The organism is Syntrophales bacterium, assembly GCA_026417625.1.
Classification (GTDB): Bacteria; Desulfobacterota; Syntrophia; order Syntrophales; family UBA8958; genus JAOACW01.
The window spans coordinates 1-16,999 of record JAOACW010000008.1 but is presented as its reverse complement, the minus strand read 5'-3'; the positions used below and the strand labels follow the sequence as shown (position 1 = coordinate 16,999).

The following is a 16,999-nucleotide window of genomic DNA, read 5'->3' as shown; positions in this document are numbered from 1 at the left end:
TCTAGGGGTGATCATACACCTGAATACCCCGAGGTGGTTGGAAAACGAAAACACTATCTGAAATCCCTTCATTAATACGGAGATCTTTAAAACTGATAACAGTCGAATTTCCCTGAACATCCGAAAAACTCAACGATAAAATATAGAATTCCTGACCATCAATCTTTATTCCGATACCTCTCACACCCCACTCCGATCTGCGCTCATCTAGTTGGAGCAGATAATTCCCATTTTTATCCATAGGACCCGCGGGATCAAATCTGGCTATAAAATCCTCCTTCAAGTTTGCTTTGCCGCTTAACAGACGCAGAGGTAGCTGCGTATCGAACAACCTTTTCACATCCTGTACATATACCGCTCTTTCCTTCGGTACATACAACCACGCTTTAGCAGAAGTTAAGTATAGAGTCTTTGATGTAGGATGCTTGTAATCCCATCTCATCTTTCCCGGTTTCTTAAAGAACACCGTCCCGTCCTCAATCACCGATCTCTTCAAATATGGAACATACGTTTCCTGATGGAAATTAGCCTTTAAATCAATAATCTTCTCATAATTACGTTGAACTTTGTCAACGACCTCCTCGAGTGATAACTGACCAGATGCATTCAATGGGAACAAACAAAACACGAAGAGACACCCAACGAAAAAATAAAAAACTAAAAAAATCGAACAATTAGATGATTCATTTCTCATTTCCAATACCTTCGAAATCCCAAACCCCTCTCTTCTGTAAGTATCGTATCTGACAAAAAAATACCTCAAGTTATTGATATTATTGGAACTTCCCGGTGCTCACTCGTTAGGCAAATCGATGGTTTTATCTGTTCTTCGCACACTTAAAGTATTCGTCCACAGGTTTATCCACAGGTCTGTCCACAAATATGTTAAAATCTAAATAACATAGCGTTATCATTGACAAATCCTAAAAAATCATCCAAAGATCCTCAATCTCCATCCAAAGGGGTCTTCCTTTTCACCGTACTGAATCTGCAGGATTTCATTATACAATTTCTCCGTCAATTCCCCCGTTTTCCCTTGGTTAATGATATATTCACGGCCACCGTAATTTAAACAGCCCACAGGTGAAATAATTGCTGCAGTTCCTGTGGCGAAAACTTCGCTTAATGTTCCCTTCTCTGCCCCCTCTATTACTTCGTCTATCGAAATGGCTCTTTCAACCACTTTTATACCCCAGTGTCTGGCAATTTTAATTACAGAATCACGGGTTACACCGGGTAAAATAGTTCCCGTAAGTGGTGGGGTTACTAGCTCACCGTTAATCAAAAAGAAGATGTTGCTCGTTCCCACTTCTTCGACGTAACGCCTGTGAACGGCATCTAACCAAAGGACTTGGGTGTATCCTTTTTTCTGAGCTAATGTGCTTGCCAGAAGACTTGCAGCGTAATTACCTGCTGCCTTGCAAAAACCTACCCCACCTGGAGCAGCCCTCACGTATTCCTCAGTTACGTATATCTTCGTCGGATTAAAACCCTCAGGATAATATGCCCCTACTGGACACACTATGATGAAAAATAGATATTCATTCGCAGCATGTACACCCAGTGCCTTTTCTGTGGCAATCATTGTGGGACGGATGTATAGAGATGTACCCCTACCCCGTGGAATCCAATCTCTCTCAGTAACTACAAGTTCTTTCATTGCTTCTAAAAAGAACTCCTCATCAATAGTGGGCATACAGAGACGTATTGCGGAGTTATTCATTCGCCTGATATTCTCCCAGGGGCGAAACAGATATATCTCACCCTTCCCGCCCCGATAAGCTTTAAGTCCTTCGAATATCAGCTGTCCATAATGAAGGCATATAGCCGCAGGATCCAGTGCAATTTCTCTGTACGGACCTATGGTGGGATTGTGCCAACCTTTTTCTTGGGTGTAGTACATAGTAAACATGTGGTCAGTGAAAATCTTACCAAAACCGAGCTGACTCTCATCCTGGGGTTTTGGTTTGCCCTTTTCTACCAACATTTTCTGAATTTTCTCCTTCAATTTACACCCTCCTTAGTTATTATCATTTTCGACTTAACACTAAACTATGCGCATATCAAGACTACGATACTGAATTGCTTCAGCCACATGCGGTGTTTTTATTTCAAAGCTCCCATCCAAATCTGCAATAGTTCTAGCTACTTTCAGCACTTTCGCATATGCCCTAGCACTTAAGCCAAGTTTCTCCATTGCCATCTCCAAAATTCTCATTGATTCCTCATCAAGTCGACAAAACTCTTTTATATCTGCTTCTGTCATGCGAGCGTTTAGCACCCCCTCTCGAGATGTGAATCGTCTGCGCTGCACATCTCGTGCTCTTACAACACGCTCTCTGATGGCTGCAGATGATTCCGCTGAATATCTACCTCTGATATCCCGGTGTCTGACAGCAGGAACTGTTACATGAATATCAATGCGGTCTAGCAATGGGCCGGAAATCCTGCCCTGATACTGACGTATCTGTTGCGCAGTACAACGGCACACTCTAACAGCATCTCCATAATGTCCGCAGACACAGGGATTCATAGCCGCGACAAGCATAAAACGAGCGGGAAATGTAATTGAGATGGTCGAACGGGAGATAGTTACAGTACCTTCTTCCATAGGTTGTCTCAGTGATTCTAAGACATTCCTCCGGAATTCCGGCAACTCATCCAGGAAAAGAACACCGTTATGAGCAAGGCTTATTTCGCCTGGTTTTGGTGTCTGACCTCCTCCAACAAGACCAGCATCGGAGATAGTATGATGTGGGTTTCTGAAGGGCCGGTTCGTAATTATGCATTCGTCTCTACTCAAAAGACCTGCCACAGAATAAATTTTTGTGGTCTCAATAGCTTCTTCAAAAGAAAGTTCAGGAAGAATTGTGGGCAATCGCATTGCCAGCATTGTTTTTCCACTGCCTGGTGGCCCAATCATCAGGACGTTATGCCCTCCTGCAGCCGCTACTTCTAGTGCCCTCTTAACATGATCCTGTCCTGCTACATCTCGAAAATCTACACTGTACGTGGATCTTCTCTTCAAAATCTCGTCGATATTCCCCTTGAATGGTTCTATTTCTTTTCGACCCCCAAGGAACTCCACAACATCAGAAAGGTGTCTGACTGGAAAAACGTCGATACCTTGAACGAAAGATGTTTCATATGCGTTATCAAAGGGAAGAATTATTCCCCTTAATCCTAAAGATCTGCCCAAAAAAGCCGCCGACATAACCCCTCGGACCCCTTTCACACCTCCATCAAGGGAAAGTTCACCTAAAATGAGATAATCAGAAAGACGAGCAACATCGATCAGTGACTGAGTAGCGAGTATAGCTACGGCTATGGGAAGATCAAACGACGTCCCTTCTTTACGCACATCAGCGGGAGCCAGATTAACCGTCACGTGATGCCGAGGGAAGGGATAACCAGAATTCTTAACAGCGGCCTTAATCCGATCCTTACTCTCCTTAACAGCAACATCGGGCAATCCTACGGTAGAAAAATGGGGAAGACCTGTAGATGTATCTACCTCCACATCCACTCTGTACGCATTTATGCCAATGGTTGCACAGCTGATAACTTTAACTATCATAATTCCGTATACTTGGAACTTTATCCAAAAATAAGAAAAGCGGCAAGTTTTTTCATATAGACCCCAACGGAAAAACAGGCCGCTTGACGGTATAAAAATGTGTGTGTTAATGTCGTCTGAAAGGTGGAAGTAAAGGAACATGGATCCCCATAGTGTAAACATGGTAGATGTCACGGATAAACCCATCTCACGTAGGGTGGCTTGTGCAAGGGCAACGGTATGCTTAGATCAAAAAACCATAGAGTACATCGAGGAAGGTAAAATTCCTAAAGGTGACGTTTTCAATGTGGCCCGCATAGCAGCGATTATGGCAGCCAAAAAAACAGGGGAAATTATTCCCCTCTGTCATAACATTGAAATAACAGGTGTGGATGTTTCCCTTCAAACAACACCCGGCACAGGCGAGATAACTATCGAGGCGAAGGTGAGTAGTAACGGAAGAACCGGTGTAGAAATGGAAGCTTTAACAGCAGTTAGTGTGGCTGCTCTCACTGTCTACGATATGTGCAAATCTGTTGACAAAAACATAACCATAAAAAATATACACCTGCTCTGGAAAGAAGGAGGTAAAAGCGGAAATATACACCGCTGACAGTCTATGGCTGAACAAACTTACAAAATCAGAAAATCATTCGTTATTCCCTTCACACTTGATGTTATTCTTATGGGGGTACTTGTTAGTCTCGTCTATTTCTGGAAAGGATCCACAGTGGAAAGAGGGGTTCTCACCCTGTTTTTCATACCTCTTCTCTTCGTATTATGGGAAATTTTCATCCGAAAGATTACCATTACCGATGAAGCTCTAACCATCAAAAAATATTTTCGCGTAAAAAAGCTAAGCTGGGATGATATTACCCACGTGGGATGTCTCGTAATCAGGAGTAAAGTCTACATACTCCTTACGACGAAGAGAGGTTTACAGATCATATCCAACGCATATGAACGCTTTCCAAATCTCATCCAAAGTATCATAAGCCATCTGCCCAGTCCAGAAATAGAGGTTGAAAAAGAAGCCCGGGATCAGATAGAGAATCCTGTTCGAAATACGTCCGATTTAGTTGCCGCCTGGATAGCCGCTGTTATCCTGGCAGCTATTATTTGGGTTAAAATTAATTCGTAAAAAACTTTTCCTATTTTCGGAGGTGAACGTGAATAAAAAAAAAGATGAACCAACCTCGCCCCGAGAGTTGGTCCAAGCCATCATTGATGAAAGAATAGCAGATATAACCACGGTTCTTGCTGTGCCACCAGGAGAAAAAAGTCACCTGTATGAAGAAATAATGGAAATGGTGGAAAGAAGTCTTCTAAAAATAGCTCTGGAGAGAAATAACTCCATTAAAAGCAAAGCTGCAAGCTACCTGGGTATAAACCGAAATACACTGCAGAAAAAGATGAATAAATACGGCCTTTAAGAACCCCTCCTTTTAAGGATTCAAACCTATCTCGCGTTCAACTATAGAGGCAATATCCTTACAAATTCGTTCAGCGACTTCCGGCGAGGAAGCCTCTACCATTACACGACACACGTTTTCCGTCCCAGAATACCTGACAATTATTCTTCCCTCATCGCCAAGTTGGGATTCCGCCTCAGCTATTGCATCCTTTAAATACGGCATTTCGTCCAGTTTCCTCTTTTCCCTCACAGGCACATTAATGAGTTTTTGGGGAAACATGATAACCTCTTCTGCCAATTCAGAAAGGGTCTTTCCTTTTTTCACCATAACGGCAAGTAGCTGAAGTGCCGCAACAATTCCATCACCAGTGGTACTATGATCGAGAAAAATTATGTGACCTGCCTGTTCTCCTCCCAGGACTGATCCCAAACGATGCATCGCCTCTAGCACATACTTATCCCCAACTGGAGCTTCGTATGTGGCTATCCCGCATTTTCGGCACGCCATCCTGAACCCCAGATTACTCATAACAGTACTAACAACGATATTGTTCTTGAGACGGTCCTCCTCCTTAAGCGCTTTGGCGAAGATGAACAACAACTTATCTCCATTAATCTCCTCACCATTCTCATCAACAGCTACCAACCGGTCCCCGTCCCCGTCAAATGCCAAACCCAACATTGCCCTTTTCTCTAACACTCGTCTCTTTAGATTCTCCGTATCCTGAGTGCCACAGTGATCATTGATATTGAATCCGTTAGGGGTATTATGAATGATATCTACATCGGCACCAGTAAATGGAAAAACATCTTCCACCACCCTATACGTTGCCCCGTTTCCCGCATCAACTACTATCTTCACATCTTTCAAAGAGAGATCTCTTGGAAACGTACTTCTCAGGTAATCCACATAACACTTATAACCGTCCGCAAGAGGTAAAGAACAACCCAGACCACTGGGACCAGGAAGATGTGTCGACATTTCATCGAAGAGGATCAACTTTTCGAGCTTGGTTTCTTCATCATCGGAAAGTTTAAAACCTCTATCGGAGAATATCTTTATCCCATTATCCTCATAGGAATTATGGGAGGCCGAAATAACAATTCCACAATCAGCCTTAACGGCCCTAGTGATGAATGCTACACCAGGTGTTGGCATAACCCCCACAAGCAGTGCAGTACCTCCCATAGACGTTATACCCGCTTGCAAGGCACTTTCGATCATATAACCCGATATTCTCGTATCTCTTCCCAAAACCAATCTAGGTTTTTGATTTTTTTGCCGAAGGTAGTACGTAACAGCCTGCCCTATGGAAAAAACCGTTTCGCCGTTCATAGGGTACTGATTAGCCCTTCCTCTTATGCCATCCGTGCCAAACAACTTCCCCATAGATCACCTTCCCTACTGCTATAGGTTGAGTACAGGTACCGCTTTGCTTGCTAGATGCCACAAACCATCCACAACAGTTTTTAACCATTGCGTTCCCAACTGTGCCACAGAAAACGGTATACTCTTGATCGTTGTTACGTAATCCATCTTATCTTTGTTTAGATGATCCGAGAAAACATGGAGGAATTCCTCTTTCAAGACGATCATCTCTTCGCTTTCGTGAAAATCGGAAAAAACTTTGTCAATCTTATCCGCATACGCACTAAAATCAGTTGAATCAAGAGGGGAAACTACACTTTCTGAATACCCAACCTCGCGTTTACTCACAAGAAATAGAAAATCCCTCAACCTCTTCTTTCGCTCCTCTATGGCACCTTCCAATGTCTCCAGAGCGCCGTTAAATAAAATTCTATCATACGAACTTTTTAAGAAAAAAGGCTCCCGTACATAACGATACCAGAACTTCAAAGCGAAAAGATTGGCGATGTAATTAACATTTTTTGCAAATATTCTCTCCAATGAGTATGTCCCTCTGGAGGTCTTCCCAAATTGGGAAGTTGGTTGTCGAACGGGTAGGATTTTAACGTTCTGTTCCAGTACGTCCCTCCTTAAAATAGTTCCCGCCGCCACAACTACCCCATATTCAATCCTCAACGGACCAACTATCCCTCCTTGCCCCCCCAAAAAAATGGGCTTTTCCCTTAACATTACACCTCGGGGAACATCACCTATCAGTGATGGCGTGGCTTTATCTCCCCTCGGTGTGAAGTTGAAGTGAATGTAAGAACTTCCCACTTCACTGTGATTTTCTCTATCTGTCCCTCCCGCCATGAGACAATCACAGAAGTTAATAAGACTTCCCAGTGTTACAAAGGGAAAAAGAATCGTCTGTTTTAACCCCACAGAGTGGGCACACCGAGCTTGCTCTTCCAGGATACAACCCTCTCGAACCTGAGCACAACCCCCTATTTCCACTCCTGGGAGAAAGACTGACTCTCTAAAATAACCACCTCTAAGCTTCACACCCCTCCCAACTCGACAGTTCTCTATGGTAACAGGGCCTTCCCTCCCCAACTCAACAAATGGCCCAATCACCGTTCTATCTCCCATGATCCGGCAGTGGGGGAAAATAACCACCCCTTCACCCGCAAAGTTTTCGAGAACCACTTCCGCTCCAATGTACACACTATCAGGGTGCAGAAAAGTAACTCCCTTTCTCTTCAAAATTTCAATGGCTTCCTTCGACATGGCACCTATGTGTTGTCTAGACCATGGATGGCCCAAGGCAGTATCATCAAAAGCTGACCATGTCAACCTTGCACATCACTATGAAGGTCCTACACTTTTATTGACAAAGCGAACGTCTATAAGTTAAAAACCAACCACATGATATACAAAAAAATCGAAAAGGTCTTCCGTTTCATCAAATCCTGGTCCATTTACATAGGCTGTGACCCGGGCAGGGTAGTTCCCCCTGCTGTCATACTGTTCCCACTTTTGCCAGGAGTGCTGTCCTGCGGAATTGTGGGTATTTTGCACGTGAAAAGACCCCTCACCTCTAACAGTAAAGTTCATCTCGAAAAATTCAGCGAGACCTTTAAAAAAGCCTTATGCAAAGGATTCCACATTTTACTAAACGGTACAACTTCCGTTGACCAATATCTCGGCGGTGATGACATCTTAAGGGAGCTGGAAGAGTCATACCAAGCAATTAAATCAGATGTCTCTTTTGAATCAATTATCCGCAATGAAGAGATGGAGAAACAACTGAAAACCAGCCTACAGGATTTGAACACGTTCATAACATCAGAGGAAAAAAATATAGATAACTATGCAAGCGGGCGTTCCACATCAGAGATGGAGTTAATAAACAGTCGACTCTCAATACTCAGGGATATTGCGTGGGGTCTGGAGTACGATGTACTGGATAACAAAAACAAAATAATATCACTGGCAGGCGCACACAGCATAAATGAGATTTCTTCGGTTGCATTTCACAGGTACCACCGATTGAACCTACTGCTCAATAGTCTTGATAGACTGGAGGTAAGAGGCCGTGATTCTGCGGGAGTTGAAATAAGTTTTTCCTTTAAAGACAAGGTTCAATTCGAAACCATAATAAACCGGCTAAAGGATAAAGGCCTCTGGGAAGAATTTATAAACAGAAGCAGGCCCGGTGATCTTCTAAATTACAGTATTTCCCTCTCAATAGATTTTGAGGACGGTAGAACAAACAACCACCCCATCTCAGTATCCTTCGTCTACAAAACTTGGTCGGTTGTTGGATCACTGGGGAAAAACGTTCAGGAACTAAGAACCTTAATATCCCGAGACGACATACTGAAAGAGTTCGCCAATTTTGAGTCAGAAAACGAAGTATCTTTTGCCCATACCAGGTGGGCCTCCGTGGGAGCCATAACCGAGGAAAACTGCCATCCCGTAAATAACTACACTTTTGATAAACTAAATGGCTGGAAGTATTATCCCCACTATGGGTATGGTCGTTGGAGTATCGAAGTAATTCTAAACGGTGATATAGACAATTACCCTGCGCTTAGACGCGACCTCGAAAAAGACGAAGAATTGATCAACCCCAGTGTAACTACAGACACAAAGATAATACCCCTGCTTATTGAAAAATACCTCCAAGAGGGACTGGACCTCGAAGAGTCCTTTAGATCTGCCGTATCTGCTTTTGAAGGATCCCATGCAATTGCCATGATCAGTAATATAGAGCCAGGAAAAGCGTTTCTTGCCCTTAGAGGGAGTGGTCAGGCGATTTACGTTGGTCTCACACCGGACGGTTACATTTTTGCCTCCGAACTGTACGGTATCGTTGAATTAACGCAGAAATACATAAAGCTGAATGGCGAGCTTACACCACCGGGCAAAGAAGAGCCAATGGGACAGATATTCGTCCTTGAACAGGATGGTGAAGGGGGTATCAAATCTATAAAGTCATTTTTCTACGACGGCACTCCTTTTGTACTTGAGGAGAAACACATCGAAAAAGCTGAAATTACAACAAGAGACATTGATAGGCGTGGTTATCCCCACTACTTCCTCAAAGAGATACACGAATCATCTAAATCTGTAAGTAAAACTCTCAAGGGCAGGTACCGATTTACAAGGAATAAAATTCACTTTAACTTTGGCGAAGATATACTCCCCCAGTGGATTGAAGAGAAACTTCTCAAAAAACACATAAGAAACATTTTCATAATAGGTCACGGGACAGCAGCTGTAGCCGGTATGGCTGTAGCAGAGGGAATGAACAGATATCTAAAGGGGTCAGGATTAAAAATTGAGGCAAAAGTAGCCTCTGAATTAAGTGGCTTTATGGATTATGAAGAGATGAAAGTATCTCTCATCATCCCCATAACACAGTCGGGAACAACCACCGATACCAACAGAGCTGTGGCACTTTCACTCCAGAGAGGTGCTGCCGTTGTGGCGATTGTAAATAGAAGACAATCTGACATAACCCACAAATCGCACGGTGTGTTCTACACAAGTGATGGCAGAGATATTGAGATGTCCGTCGCCTCCACCAAAGCGTACTATTCACAGATAGCAGCTGGACACCTTTTAGGTTTATACTTTGCTCAGTTGTTGGGAACCATGACAGACGATGCAATTGTAACAGAAATCAATAACTTAGAACGAGCGCCAATGTTGATGGAGATACTCTTTGAACGTAAAGATCTAATAAGAGAATCCGCCACAAAGCTTGCAAAAAGGAAAAGATACTGGGCAGTTGTAGGTAGTGGCCCAAACAAAATCGCAGCAGATGAAATAAGAATAAAACTAAGCGAGTTATGCTACAAAACCATCTCCTCAGACATAATCGAAAACAAAAAGCACATTGATCTGTCTGCCGAACCACTTGTCCTAGTGTGCGCTGCTGGAACCCCTGAAACGGTACTCTCAGATATTGCAAAAGATGTGGCAATTTTTAAAGCCCACAAATCACACGTGGTTGTATTTGCAGATGAAGGAGACGATCGTTTTGACGAATTCGCCGATTACGTAATACCCATCCCAAAGGCATCTGTTCCTACATCTATCATATTGAACACGATGGCAGGGCATTTATGGGGTTATTATGCAGCCTCAAGCATAGACGAGGAGGCATCCTTCCTTAAAGAGTTTAGGAATAAATTGGAAATATCCCTTTTAAATAAGGGTAAAAGGCCCACCTCGTTCTTTGAAAAAATAATGGATAGGAAATTCCGTCAGTTCATAATGGACTACAATAGAGAAATCAACAGACGGCGTCTTGATGGGGCCTTTACTCTTGCCACTTCCCAAACACTTACCGATGTGGTTCTGCTTCTGAAATATGCAATGGGAAAAATCCCACTGGAAGAATTCTGGAGTGATTTTGGTACAGAAGAAACCTCACCCATTGAGCGCCTTGATCTAAGTTTAGGGCAAATAATTGATGAGCTTACAAGACCCATAGACGCAATACGTCACCAGGCAAAAACGGTAACAGTGGGAACAAGTAGAAAAGAATACCTACCTTCGGGAATAATCTTTGACCTGATTAAGCAACTTTCTTTCACGCACCGCAGTCTTACAACCAGAAATGTACTTGACATAAAGAGAGTGCAACCCGCAATTAGACTTATACGGGGATATACGCTCTACAGCATAGATAATCTAGATATTGAGGGCAATCCTACTGAAACCTCTACTATAAAAATTAGCAAAAGGGATGGGATCTCCCTGCAATTGAGATCCCGTACAGAAACATCACCTCACCTAATGGGAACAAAGAGGACTATCGTTAGTACAAAACACATATACATTGGCAAAGGTAAACAAGATGGGTTTCCCATCGTGATCATACCCTTGTTGGGCGACACAAACAAGGTTAGTCATCTGTTGCTCGTCCATGTCACATTCAACGAAGAACTTCCGCTACATGAGAAGATTGCCGTACTGGGCTACAAATTCAACGATATAAAGAACACGATTAACGAGTACAATTTAAACTGGCGCGATAATTACATCTCTCAGATAAGTGTGGAGGACTTGTTATGCGAACCTGCAGAGCTAATTGCAACCAGAATAAAGGAAACAATGGACAATAAACAGACAAATTAGGAGTAAACATCGTGAAACGCACCAAATTCATTTTTATTACAGGGGGAGTCCTCTCATCTCTTGGTAAAGGCCTTGCGGCAGCATCAATTGGAGCGCTCCTTGAGTGCCGTGGACTAAGGGTAACCAATCAAAAGCTTGACCCTTACATAAACGTTGATCCTGGAACGATGAATCCTTTCCAACACGGCGAAGTCTACGTTACAGATGATGGAGCGGAAACCGACCTCGACCTGGGCCATTATGAGCGATTCACATCTACCAGAATGGGACGCATGAATAATCTCACAGCAGGGCAGGTTTACTACTCCGTTATAACTAAAGAACGGCGGGGAGAATATTTGGGTAAAACCGTTCAGGTCATCCCTCATATCACGGATGAAATAAAAGATTTCATCAAGAAGAATGCTGAAGGTTTCGATGTAGCCATAGTGGAGATTGGAGGCACTGTAGGTGATATTGAGAGTCTACCTTTTCTTGAAGCTGTGAGACAGTTTCGCAATGAAGTCGGCAGGCAAAATGCAATATTCATCCATTTAACATGGGTGCCATACATAAAAACAGCAGGTGAAGTAAAAACCAAACCCACCCAGCACAGTGTAAAGGCACTACGGGAAATCGGTATCCAACCAGATATACTTCTATGCCGTGCTGAAAATCTCCTCCCTGAAGAGATAAAGGCAAAGATTGCGTTATTTTGCAACGTGGATTTTGACTGTGTTTTCACAGCCAAAGATGTCAACTGCGTTTATGAAGTTCCTCTTAATTTCCATGCAGAGGGTGTGGATGAAAAAATTGTTGATCTTCTGAACATCTGGACAGGACGGCCTCATCTTGAGGCTTGGCGAAGGGTTGTGCGTAAGATAATGAATCCTTCAAGGGAGGTTTCGATTGCTGTTGTTGGAAAATATGTTAACCTTGTGGATTCATACAAAAGCCTAAACGAAGCCCTTGTCCACGGAGGCATAGCCAACGACTGCAGGGTAAATTTAAAATACGTTGATTCGGAAAAAATCGAAAAGGAGAATTTAGACCATCAACTGAATGGGGCTGATGGTATTCTCGTTCCTGGTGGTTTCGGCGAGAGAGGAATAGAAGGTATGATTCAGGCTATACGCTATGCTCGTGAGAAAAAAATCCCCTTTTTCGGCATATGCCTCGGTATGCAGATGGCGGTCGTCGAATTTGCCAGAAATGTTTGTGGTCTGAAAGAGGCAAACAGTTCTGAATTCAATGAAAAAACACCTTATCCAGTTATTGATCTCTTACCAGAACAGCGAAATATAAAGGACAAAGGTGCAACCATGCGTCTCGGTGCATACACGTGCGTTCTTGCAAAACCCTCACTTGCAATAGATGCGTATAAAACAGACAGGATCTCAGAACGACACCGTCACCGATATGAATTCAACAATGCTTTTAAAGACCTTCTGACATCCAAAGGGTTGAAAATAACAGGTACTTCCCCCGACAACAAACTTGCAGAAATCGTGGAACTTCCGGATCACCCTTGGTTTCTCGGCTGTCAGTTTCACCCGGAATTTAAATCAAGACCTGTAAACCCCCATCCCCTTTTCCGTAAATTCATCGAAGCGGCACTGAATTACAACCGAAAAAAAAAGAAACTTTGATACAAAAGCCAGTATACTTTTCCAATCATTTATCAAATAAAAATTTTTCAATTTTTTAGCAAAATTGTATTGACTCACAACTTACTATAATTTATAAGAAAATGAATTTCACCATTGAAAGGAGTAAATCATGAAAAATTTACCCTCGAGGATAAAGTTTAATCCAATAACACGTGAAATTGAAATTGAAGGTTCAGAAAAATTCGTGCGTACCTACTTTGATAAGATCCAATCCCTTATTACCACTTCCGCACCAGAAGTAGAAAAAGTTCATACCAAACAAGAAATAACGAAAACAAAGAAAACAGCCGTTCTTAAAACACCGGTAAGAACATCAAAGCGAGCAAGGAGAAGAGAACCGGGTTCTGAAGCAGTAGTAGCAGCAATTAAAGAACAGCCCGAAGGAATTACTACAAAGGAGATTTCCCAGAAAACGGGGATTCCTGAGAGACAGATAAGAACTATCGTCTACAGAGCAGAGAAAAAAGGCTTGATTAAAAAGCTCAAAAGAGGGGTCTACATAGGCGCCTGAGCAATTTGGTTATCTGCCATGAATAGAGCAGCACATCTGATATTAATGTTTTTTTTCGCACTTGTTTTTTATGGGGTTGCGTTTGGAGAAAGTAAAGAAGACAAAATGTACCTTAGAAGTACCGCATTTAAACACGGGGATCTCATTCCTCCAAAATACACCTGCGATGGAGAAAACATCTCGCCACCTCTTGAATGGGGAAATATCCCAGCGAACACAAAATCATTTGTTTTAATTTGTGACGATCCCGACGCCCCCAAGGGAACGTGGGTCCATTGGGTTGTATACAACATTCCTGCAAATGTGAGAAAGCTTGAGGAGAATATACCCGCAAGGAATGTGCTCCCTGTCACTGGTGCAAAGCACGGGCTTAATAGCTGGGCAAAAATCGGTTATGGAGGTCCCTGTCCTCCAAGTGGAACACACAGATACTTCTTCAAGATTTATGCTTTAGATGCAGTGCTCGATTTAGGTCCAGGTGCAACAAAGAACGACGTTCTCCAATCGATGAAGGGCAAAGTTTTGTCTGAAGCGATTCTCATGGGCAGGTACAGCCGGAAAAAATAGCCATCTTTTAACAGAAACTTTCAAACTTTGCCCTCCACTGACCTTTCAAATCAAACGTTGAAGCTTAGCCGATAGCTTCAGCACCCCTTTCTCCTGTCCTTATTCTTATTGCTTCAAGAAGATCGAAAATAAAGATTTTTCCATCCCCGATTTCACCTGTCTTCGCAGCCGATGTAATCGCCTCAACAGCAGGAAAAACAAATTCGTCGTTAACTGCGATTTCAATTTTGACTTTTTTCAAAAGACTCCCCGCTTCTCTTGTACCGCGGTATGTTTCTGTTATCCCTTTTTGGCGACCTCTCCCAATAACATTTGAAACTGTTATTAGGGGAATGTTGGCCTTTTCAAGTGCGTTCATAACATCCGTAAGTTTATGTGGTTGAATTATAGCGATTATGTATTTCATTTTTATGTCTCCTTCCTGCAATTCTACTCGATTACCGTATATGCAGCTTCACCGTGTTGTGTTAAATCTAAACCAATTGTCTCATCTTTATCATTCACTCTTAAGCCCAGAGTGAGATCAACGGCTTTGTAAAGTATATACGTAACGACCGCAGCAAATATGGGGGCTACAAGAACCATAATTAGTTGAGGTACAAGCTGAGAGCCGCCGAAAAACAAACCATCTGCACCTGCACTGTTTACAGCTTTTTCGGCGAAAAGTCCTGTGGCAATCGTGCCCCATATACCCCCTATGCCGTGAATACCAAATGCATCTAGAGAATCATCGTATCCCAAAATGTTCTTAACCTTGACGACAAAAAGATAACATACAGCACCAGCTATAACTCCGATAAAAACTGCGTTCATCACATTTACGTAACCACAAGCGGGGGTTATAGCAACTAATCCAGCTAAGGCTCCAGATACGGCACCAAGTATTGTAGGTTTTTCGTTAACATACCACTCAATACATGCCCAGGTCAGACCCGCAGCAGAAGGAGCAATAAGTGTCGTAATTAAAGCATGAGTGGCCAGCTCATTTGCAGCAAGGGCAGAACCCGCGTTAAAACCGAACCAACCTATCCAGAGCAAGCATCCACCAAGAATTGTATGTGGTAGGTTGTGTGGTCTAAAGGGCTCTTTAAGATAACCTGACCGCTTACCTAACAGCAAACAAATGACCAGAGCAGATACACCCGAACTTGCGTGCACAACAATGCCACCAGCAAAGTCAAGACCTCCAAGTACTTTCATCCACCCGCCATTACCCCATACCCAGTGCGCGAGAGGATCATAAACAAATGTAGCCCAGAGAAGGATAAACACCATGAGAGAAGAAAACTTAACCCTTTCAGCGCAAGCCCCTATCATAAGAGCTGGTGTTATGATAGCAAACATGCATTGAAAAACCATGAAAAGGGCATGCGGAACAGTTCCGGCATATTCAGAAAAAGGATTTGCTCCAACTCCCCTTAAGCCTACCCACTCCAGGCCCCCTATAACACCGTAACCTACATCTGGTCCGAAAGATAAGGAGTAACCGAATAAAACCCACTGAAGGGCAATAAGCGCAGCGATTGAGAAACACTGCATTAAAATGGAAAGCACATTTTTTCGCCTTACCAGTCCCCCATAGAAAAACGCAAGTCCAGGAAGGGTCATCGAAAAAACTAATACGGTAGAAATGAGTAACCAAGCAGTATCCCCTGAATTCATTGTATCACCTCCATAATTTGAGCTATGCGCTCAAATGCCAGAACAAATATTATGCCAGGGGAACAAAAGGAGCTAAATTCGCAATGAATACTGGAAGATCAACGAAACAAGGCGGGCAATAATAAAAAGTGACATAATAAACATTTTCGTTCGGAAAAAAAATCAAAGTAACAAAAGTGTTATTTTTCATCGGTATTCTACCCGCTTCAAAATTGCGAAGCACAGATTCACGTATAATCTTAACAACCTGTTCATGAGTGGAGATAAATACCGCACATAAAATTGTCCTACTTTTTGCCCTTGAATTTTAGCAACCCTATAATTGCAGGCACGTAACCGGATGAAGATTCTCTGCGGTACTCGCCGACCGTTTGGAAACAGAACGTCCTGTAATTCCTGTATTGTTCCGTCATAGTTTAACCTTACCGTTGCAAACATACTGTACTTACCGGCAAATAGACCAAAGTATTGCTTCCACGAATTCTGGCATACGCCTTTTGGTAACCTTGTGTAGAAGCAAATCCAGATGGAGGGTCGTTTTGTCGTCGTCGGAGGTACCGATGACGACAAATTTTCGATTTCATCTCCAGAACACCGTGGAACAAAGGACAAAAAGCTTTAAGTCGCAATCCCTTCAATGATCAGGTCTCATTTCATCGGAAAAAGCACTACTATATCAGAGTAGGGGAGGAGCGTCATGTCGCAATCCCTTCAATGATCAGGTCTCATTTCATCCATTGAGCGCACGGAGAAAGGGTCTCTTGTGTTAAGACCCCACGTCGCAATCCCTTCAATGATCAGGTCTCATTTCATCCGCCGCCGGGGCGGAGAAAATACCGGCGGCCCTCCCCTTAAGGTCGCAATCCCTTCAATGATCAGGTCTCATTTCATCTGTGTTAAGACCCCACCCATCTTGTTGGGTAGGGGTTGCGGGAGGTCGCAATCCCTTCAATGATCAGGTCTCATTTCATCACTCTTAGCTAAAGAACTGTACAATTATCTCATTCACAAAGATAAAGTCGCAATCCCTTCAATGATCAGGTCTCATTTCATCGCGATGGTTCCCCATGTAATATGCCAGGATGAACATGGGTCGCAATCCCTTCAATGATCAGGTCTCATTTCATCCTTCAGAAAT

Annotated in this window: 14 protein-coding genes and 1 CRISPR repeat array; of the genes, 7 read left to right on the top strand and 7 right to left on the bottom strand. The window is 43.0% G+C overall.

Going from position 1 to position 16,999, the window contains the following annotated elements; genetic code table 11:
• Position 1: 1 nt before the first annotated feature.
• From N2317_06440 to N2317_06430, 3 genes are all read right to left on the bottom strand, one after another.
• Positions 2 to 628: an outer membrane lipoprotein carrier protein LolA gene (locus tag N2317_06440; protein ID MCX7817130.1), complete on the bottom strand. Its 627-nt coding sequence runs from the start codon at positions 626 to 628 to the stop codon at positions 2 to 4.
• A 303-nt stretch (positions 629 to 931) separates the two neighbouring features.
• Positions 932 to 2,008 carry a branched-chain amino acid aminotransferase gene (locus N2317_06435; GenBank protein MCX7817129.1) on the bottom strand — a complete coding sequence of 359 codons (1,077 nt, stop codon included), beginning with the start codon at positions 2,006 to 2,008 and terminating at the stop codon, positions 932 to 934.
• A gap of 39 nt (positions 2,009 to 2,047) precedes the next feature.
• A complete protein-coding gene (locus tag N2317_06430; GenBank protein ID MCX7817128.1) occupies positions 2,048 to 3,577 on the bottom strand; it encodes a YifB family Mg chelatase-like AAA ATPase in 1,530 nt (509 codons plus the stop codon).
• 139 nt (positions 3,578 to 3,716) lie between these two features.
• On the opposite strand from N2317_06430, the gene moaC reads away from it, so the two are divergent.
• The 3 genes from moaC to N2317_06415 are packed head-to-tail and all read left to right on the top strand — an operon-like array spanning position 3,717 to position 4,989.
• Positions 3,717 to 4,169: a cyclic pyranopterin monophosphate synthase MoaC gene (moaC, locus tag N2317_06425; protein MCX7817127.1), complete on the top strand. Its 453-nt coding sequence runs from the start codon at positions 3,717 to 3,719 to the stop codon at positions 4,167 to 4,169.
• Positions 4,170 to 4,175: 6 nt separating this feature from the next.
• The gene (locus tag N2317_06420) at positions 4,176 to 4,697 is read left to right on the top strand and encodes a hypothetical protein (GenBank protein ID MCX7817126.1); all 522 of its coding nucleotides are present in this window, start codon (positions 4,176 to 4,178) and stop codon (positions 4,695 to 4,697) included.
• A 28-nt stretch (positions 4,698 to 4,725) separates the two neighbouring features.
• Positions 4,726 to 4,989 carry a hypothetical protein gene (locus N2317_06415; protein MCX7817125.1) on the top strand — a complete coding sequence of 88 codons (264 nt, stop codon included), beginning with the start codon at positions 4,726 to 4,728 and terminating at the stop codon, positions 4,987 to 4,989.
• A gap of 12 nt (positions 4,990 to 5,001) precedes the next feature.
• Here N2317_06415 and glmM read toward each other — a convergent pair whose 3' ends face one another.
• Positions 5,002 to 6,360: a phosphoglucosamine mutase gene (glmM, locus tag N2317_06410; GenBank protein MCX7817124.1), complete on the bottom strand. Its 1,359-nt coding sequence runs from the start codon at positions 6,358 to 6,360 to the stop codon at positions 5,002 to 5,004.
• A gap of 18 nt (positions 6,361 to 6,378) precedes the next feature.
• The gene (locus N2317_06405) at positions 6,379 to 7,674 is read right to left on the bottom strand and encodes a UDP-N-acetylglucosamine pyrophosphorylase (protein MCX7817123.1); all 1,296 of its coding nucleotides are present in this window, start codon (positions 7,672 to 7,674) and stop codon (positions 6,379 to 6,381) included.
• Positions 7,675 to 7,746: 72 nt separating this feature from the next.
• Between N2317_06405 and N2317_06400 the strand changes: the two genes are divergently transcribed.
• The 4 genes from N2317_06400 to N2317_06385 all read left to right on the top strand — a co-directional run bounded on the left by N2317_06400 (position 7,747) and on the right by N2317_06385 (position 14,199).
• Positions 7,747 to 11,472: an SIS domain-containing protein gene (locus N2317_06400; protein MCX7817122.1), complete on the top strand. Its 3,726-nt coding sequence runs from the start codon at positions 7,747 to 7,749 to the stop codon at positions 11,470 to 11,472.
• An 11-nt stretch (positions 11,473 to 11,483) separates the two neighbouring features.
• A complete protein-coding gene (locus tag N2317_06395) occupies positions 11,484 to 13,100 on the top strand; it encodes a CTP synthase (protein MCX7817121.1) in 1,617 nt (538 codons plus the stop codon).
• Positions 13,101 to 13,230: 130 nt separating this feature from the next.
• Entirely contained in the window at positions 13,231 to 13,632 is a 402-nt protein-coding gene (locus tag N2317_06390; GenBank protein MCX7817120.1) for a type IV toxin-antitoxin system AbiEi family antitoxin domain-containing protein, read from the top strand.
• Between the two features lie 105 nt (positions 13,633 to 13,737).
• Entirely contained in the window at positions 13,738 to 14,199 is a 462-nt protein-coding gene (locus N2317_06385) for a YbhB/YbcL family Raf kinase inhibitor-like protein (GenBank protein MCX7817119.1), read from the top strand.
• A 64-nt stretch (positions 14,200 to 14,263) separates the two neighbouring features.
• Here the strand turns inward: N2317_06385 and N2317_06380 are convergent, their stop codons facing one another.
• Both N2317_06380 and N2317_06375 read right to left on the bottom strand, forming a co-directional pair.
• Positions 14,264 to 14,605 (bottom strand): P-II family nitrogen regulator, encoded by a 342-nt coding sequence (locus tag N2317_06380; GenBank protein MCX7817118.1) that lies wholly within the window; start codon positions 14,603 to 14,605, stop codon positions 14,264 to 14,266.
• Between the two features lie 23 nt (positions 14,606 to 14,628).
• Positions 14,629 to 15,861 carry an ammonium transporter gene (locus tag N2317_06375; protein MCX7817117.1) on the bottom strand — a complete coding sequence of 411 codons (1,233 nt, stop codon included), beginning with the start codon at positions 15,859 to 15,861 and terminating at the stop codon, positions 14,629 to 14,631.
• Positions 15,862 to 16,483: 622 nt separating this feature from the next.
• Positions 16,484 to 16,989: a CRISPR direct-repeat array (repeat unit 36 nt; unit sequence GTCGCAATCCCTTCAATGATCAGGTCTCATTTCATC).
• Positions 16,990 to 16,999: the final 10 nt, after the last annotated feature.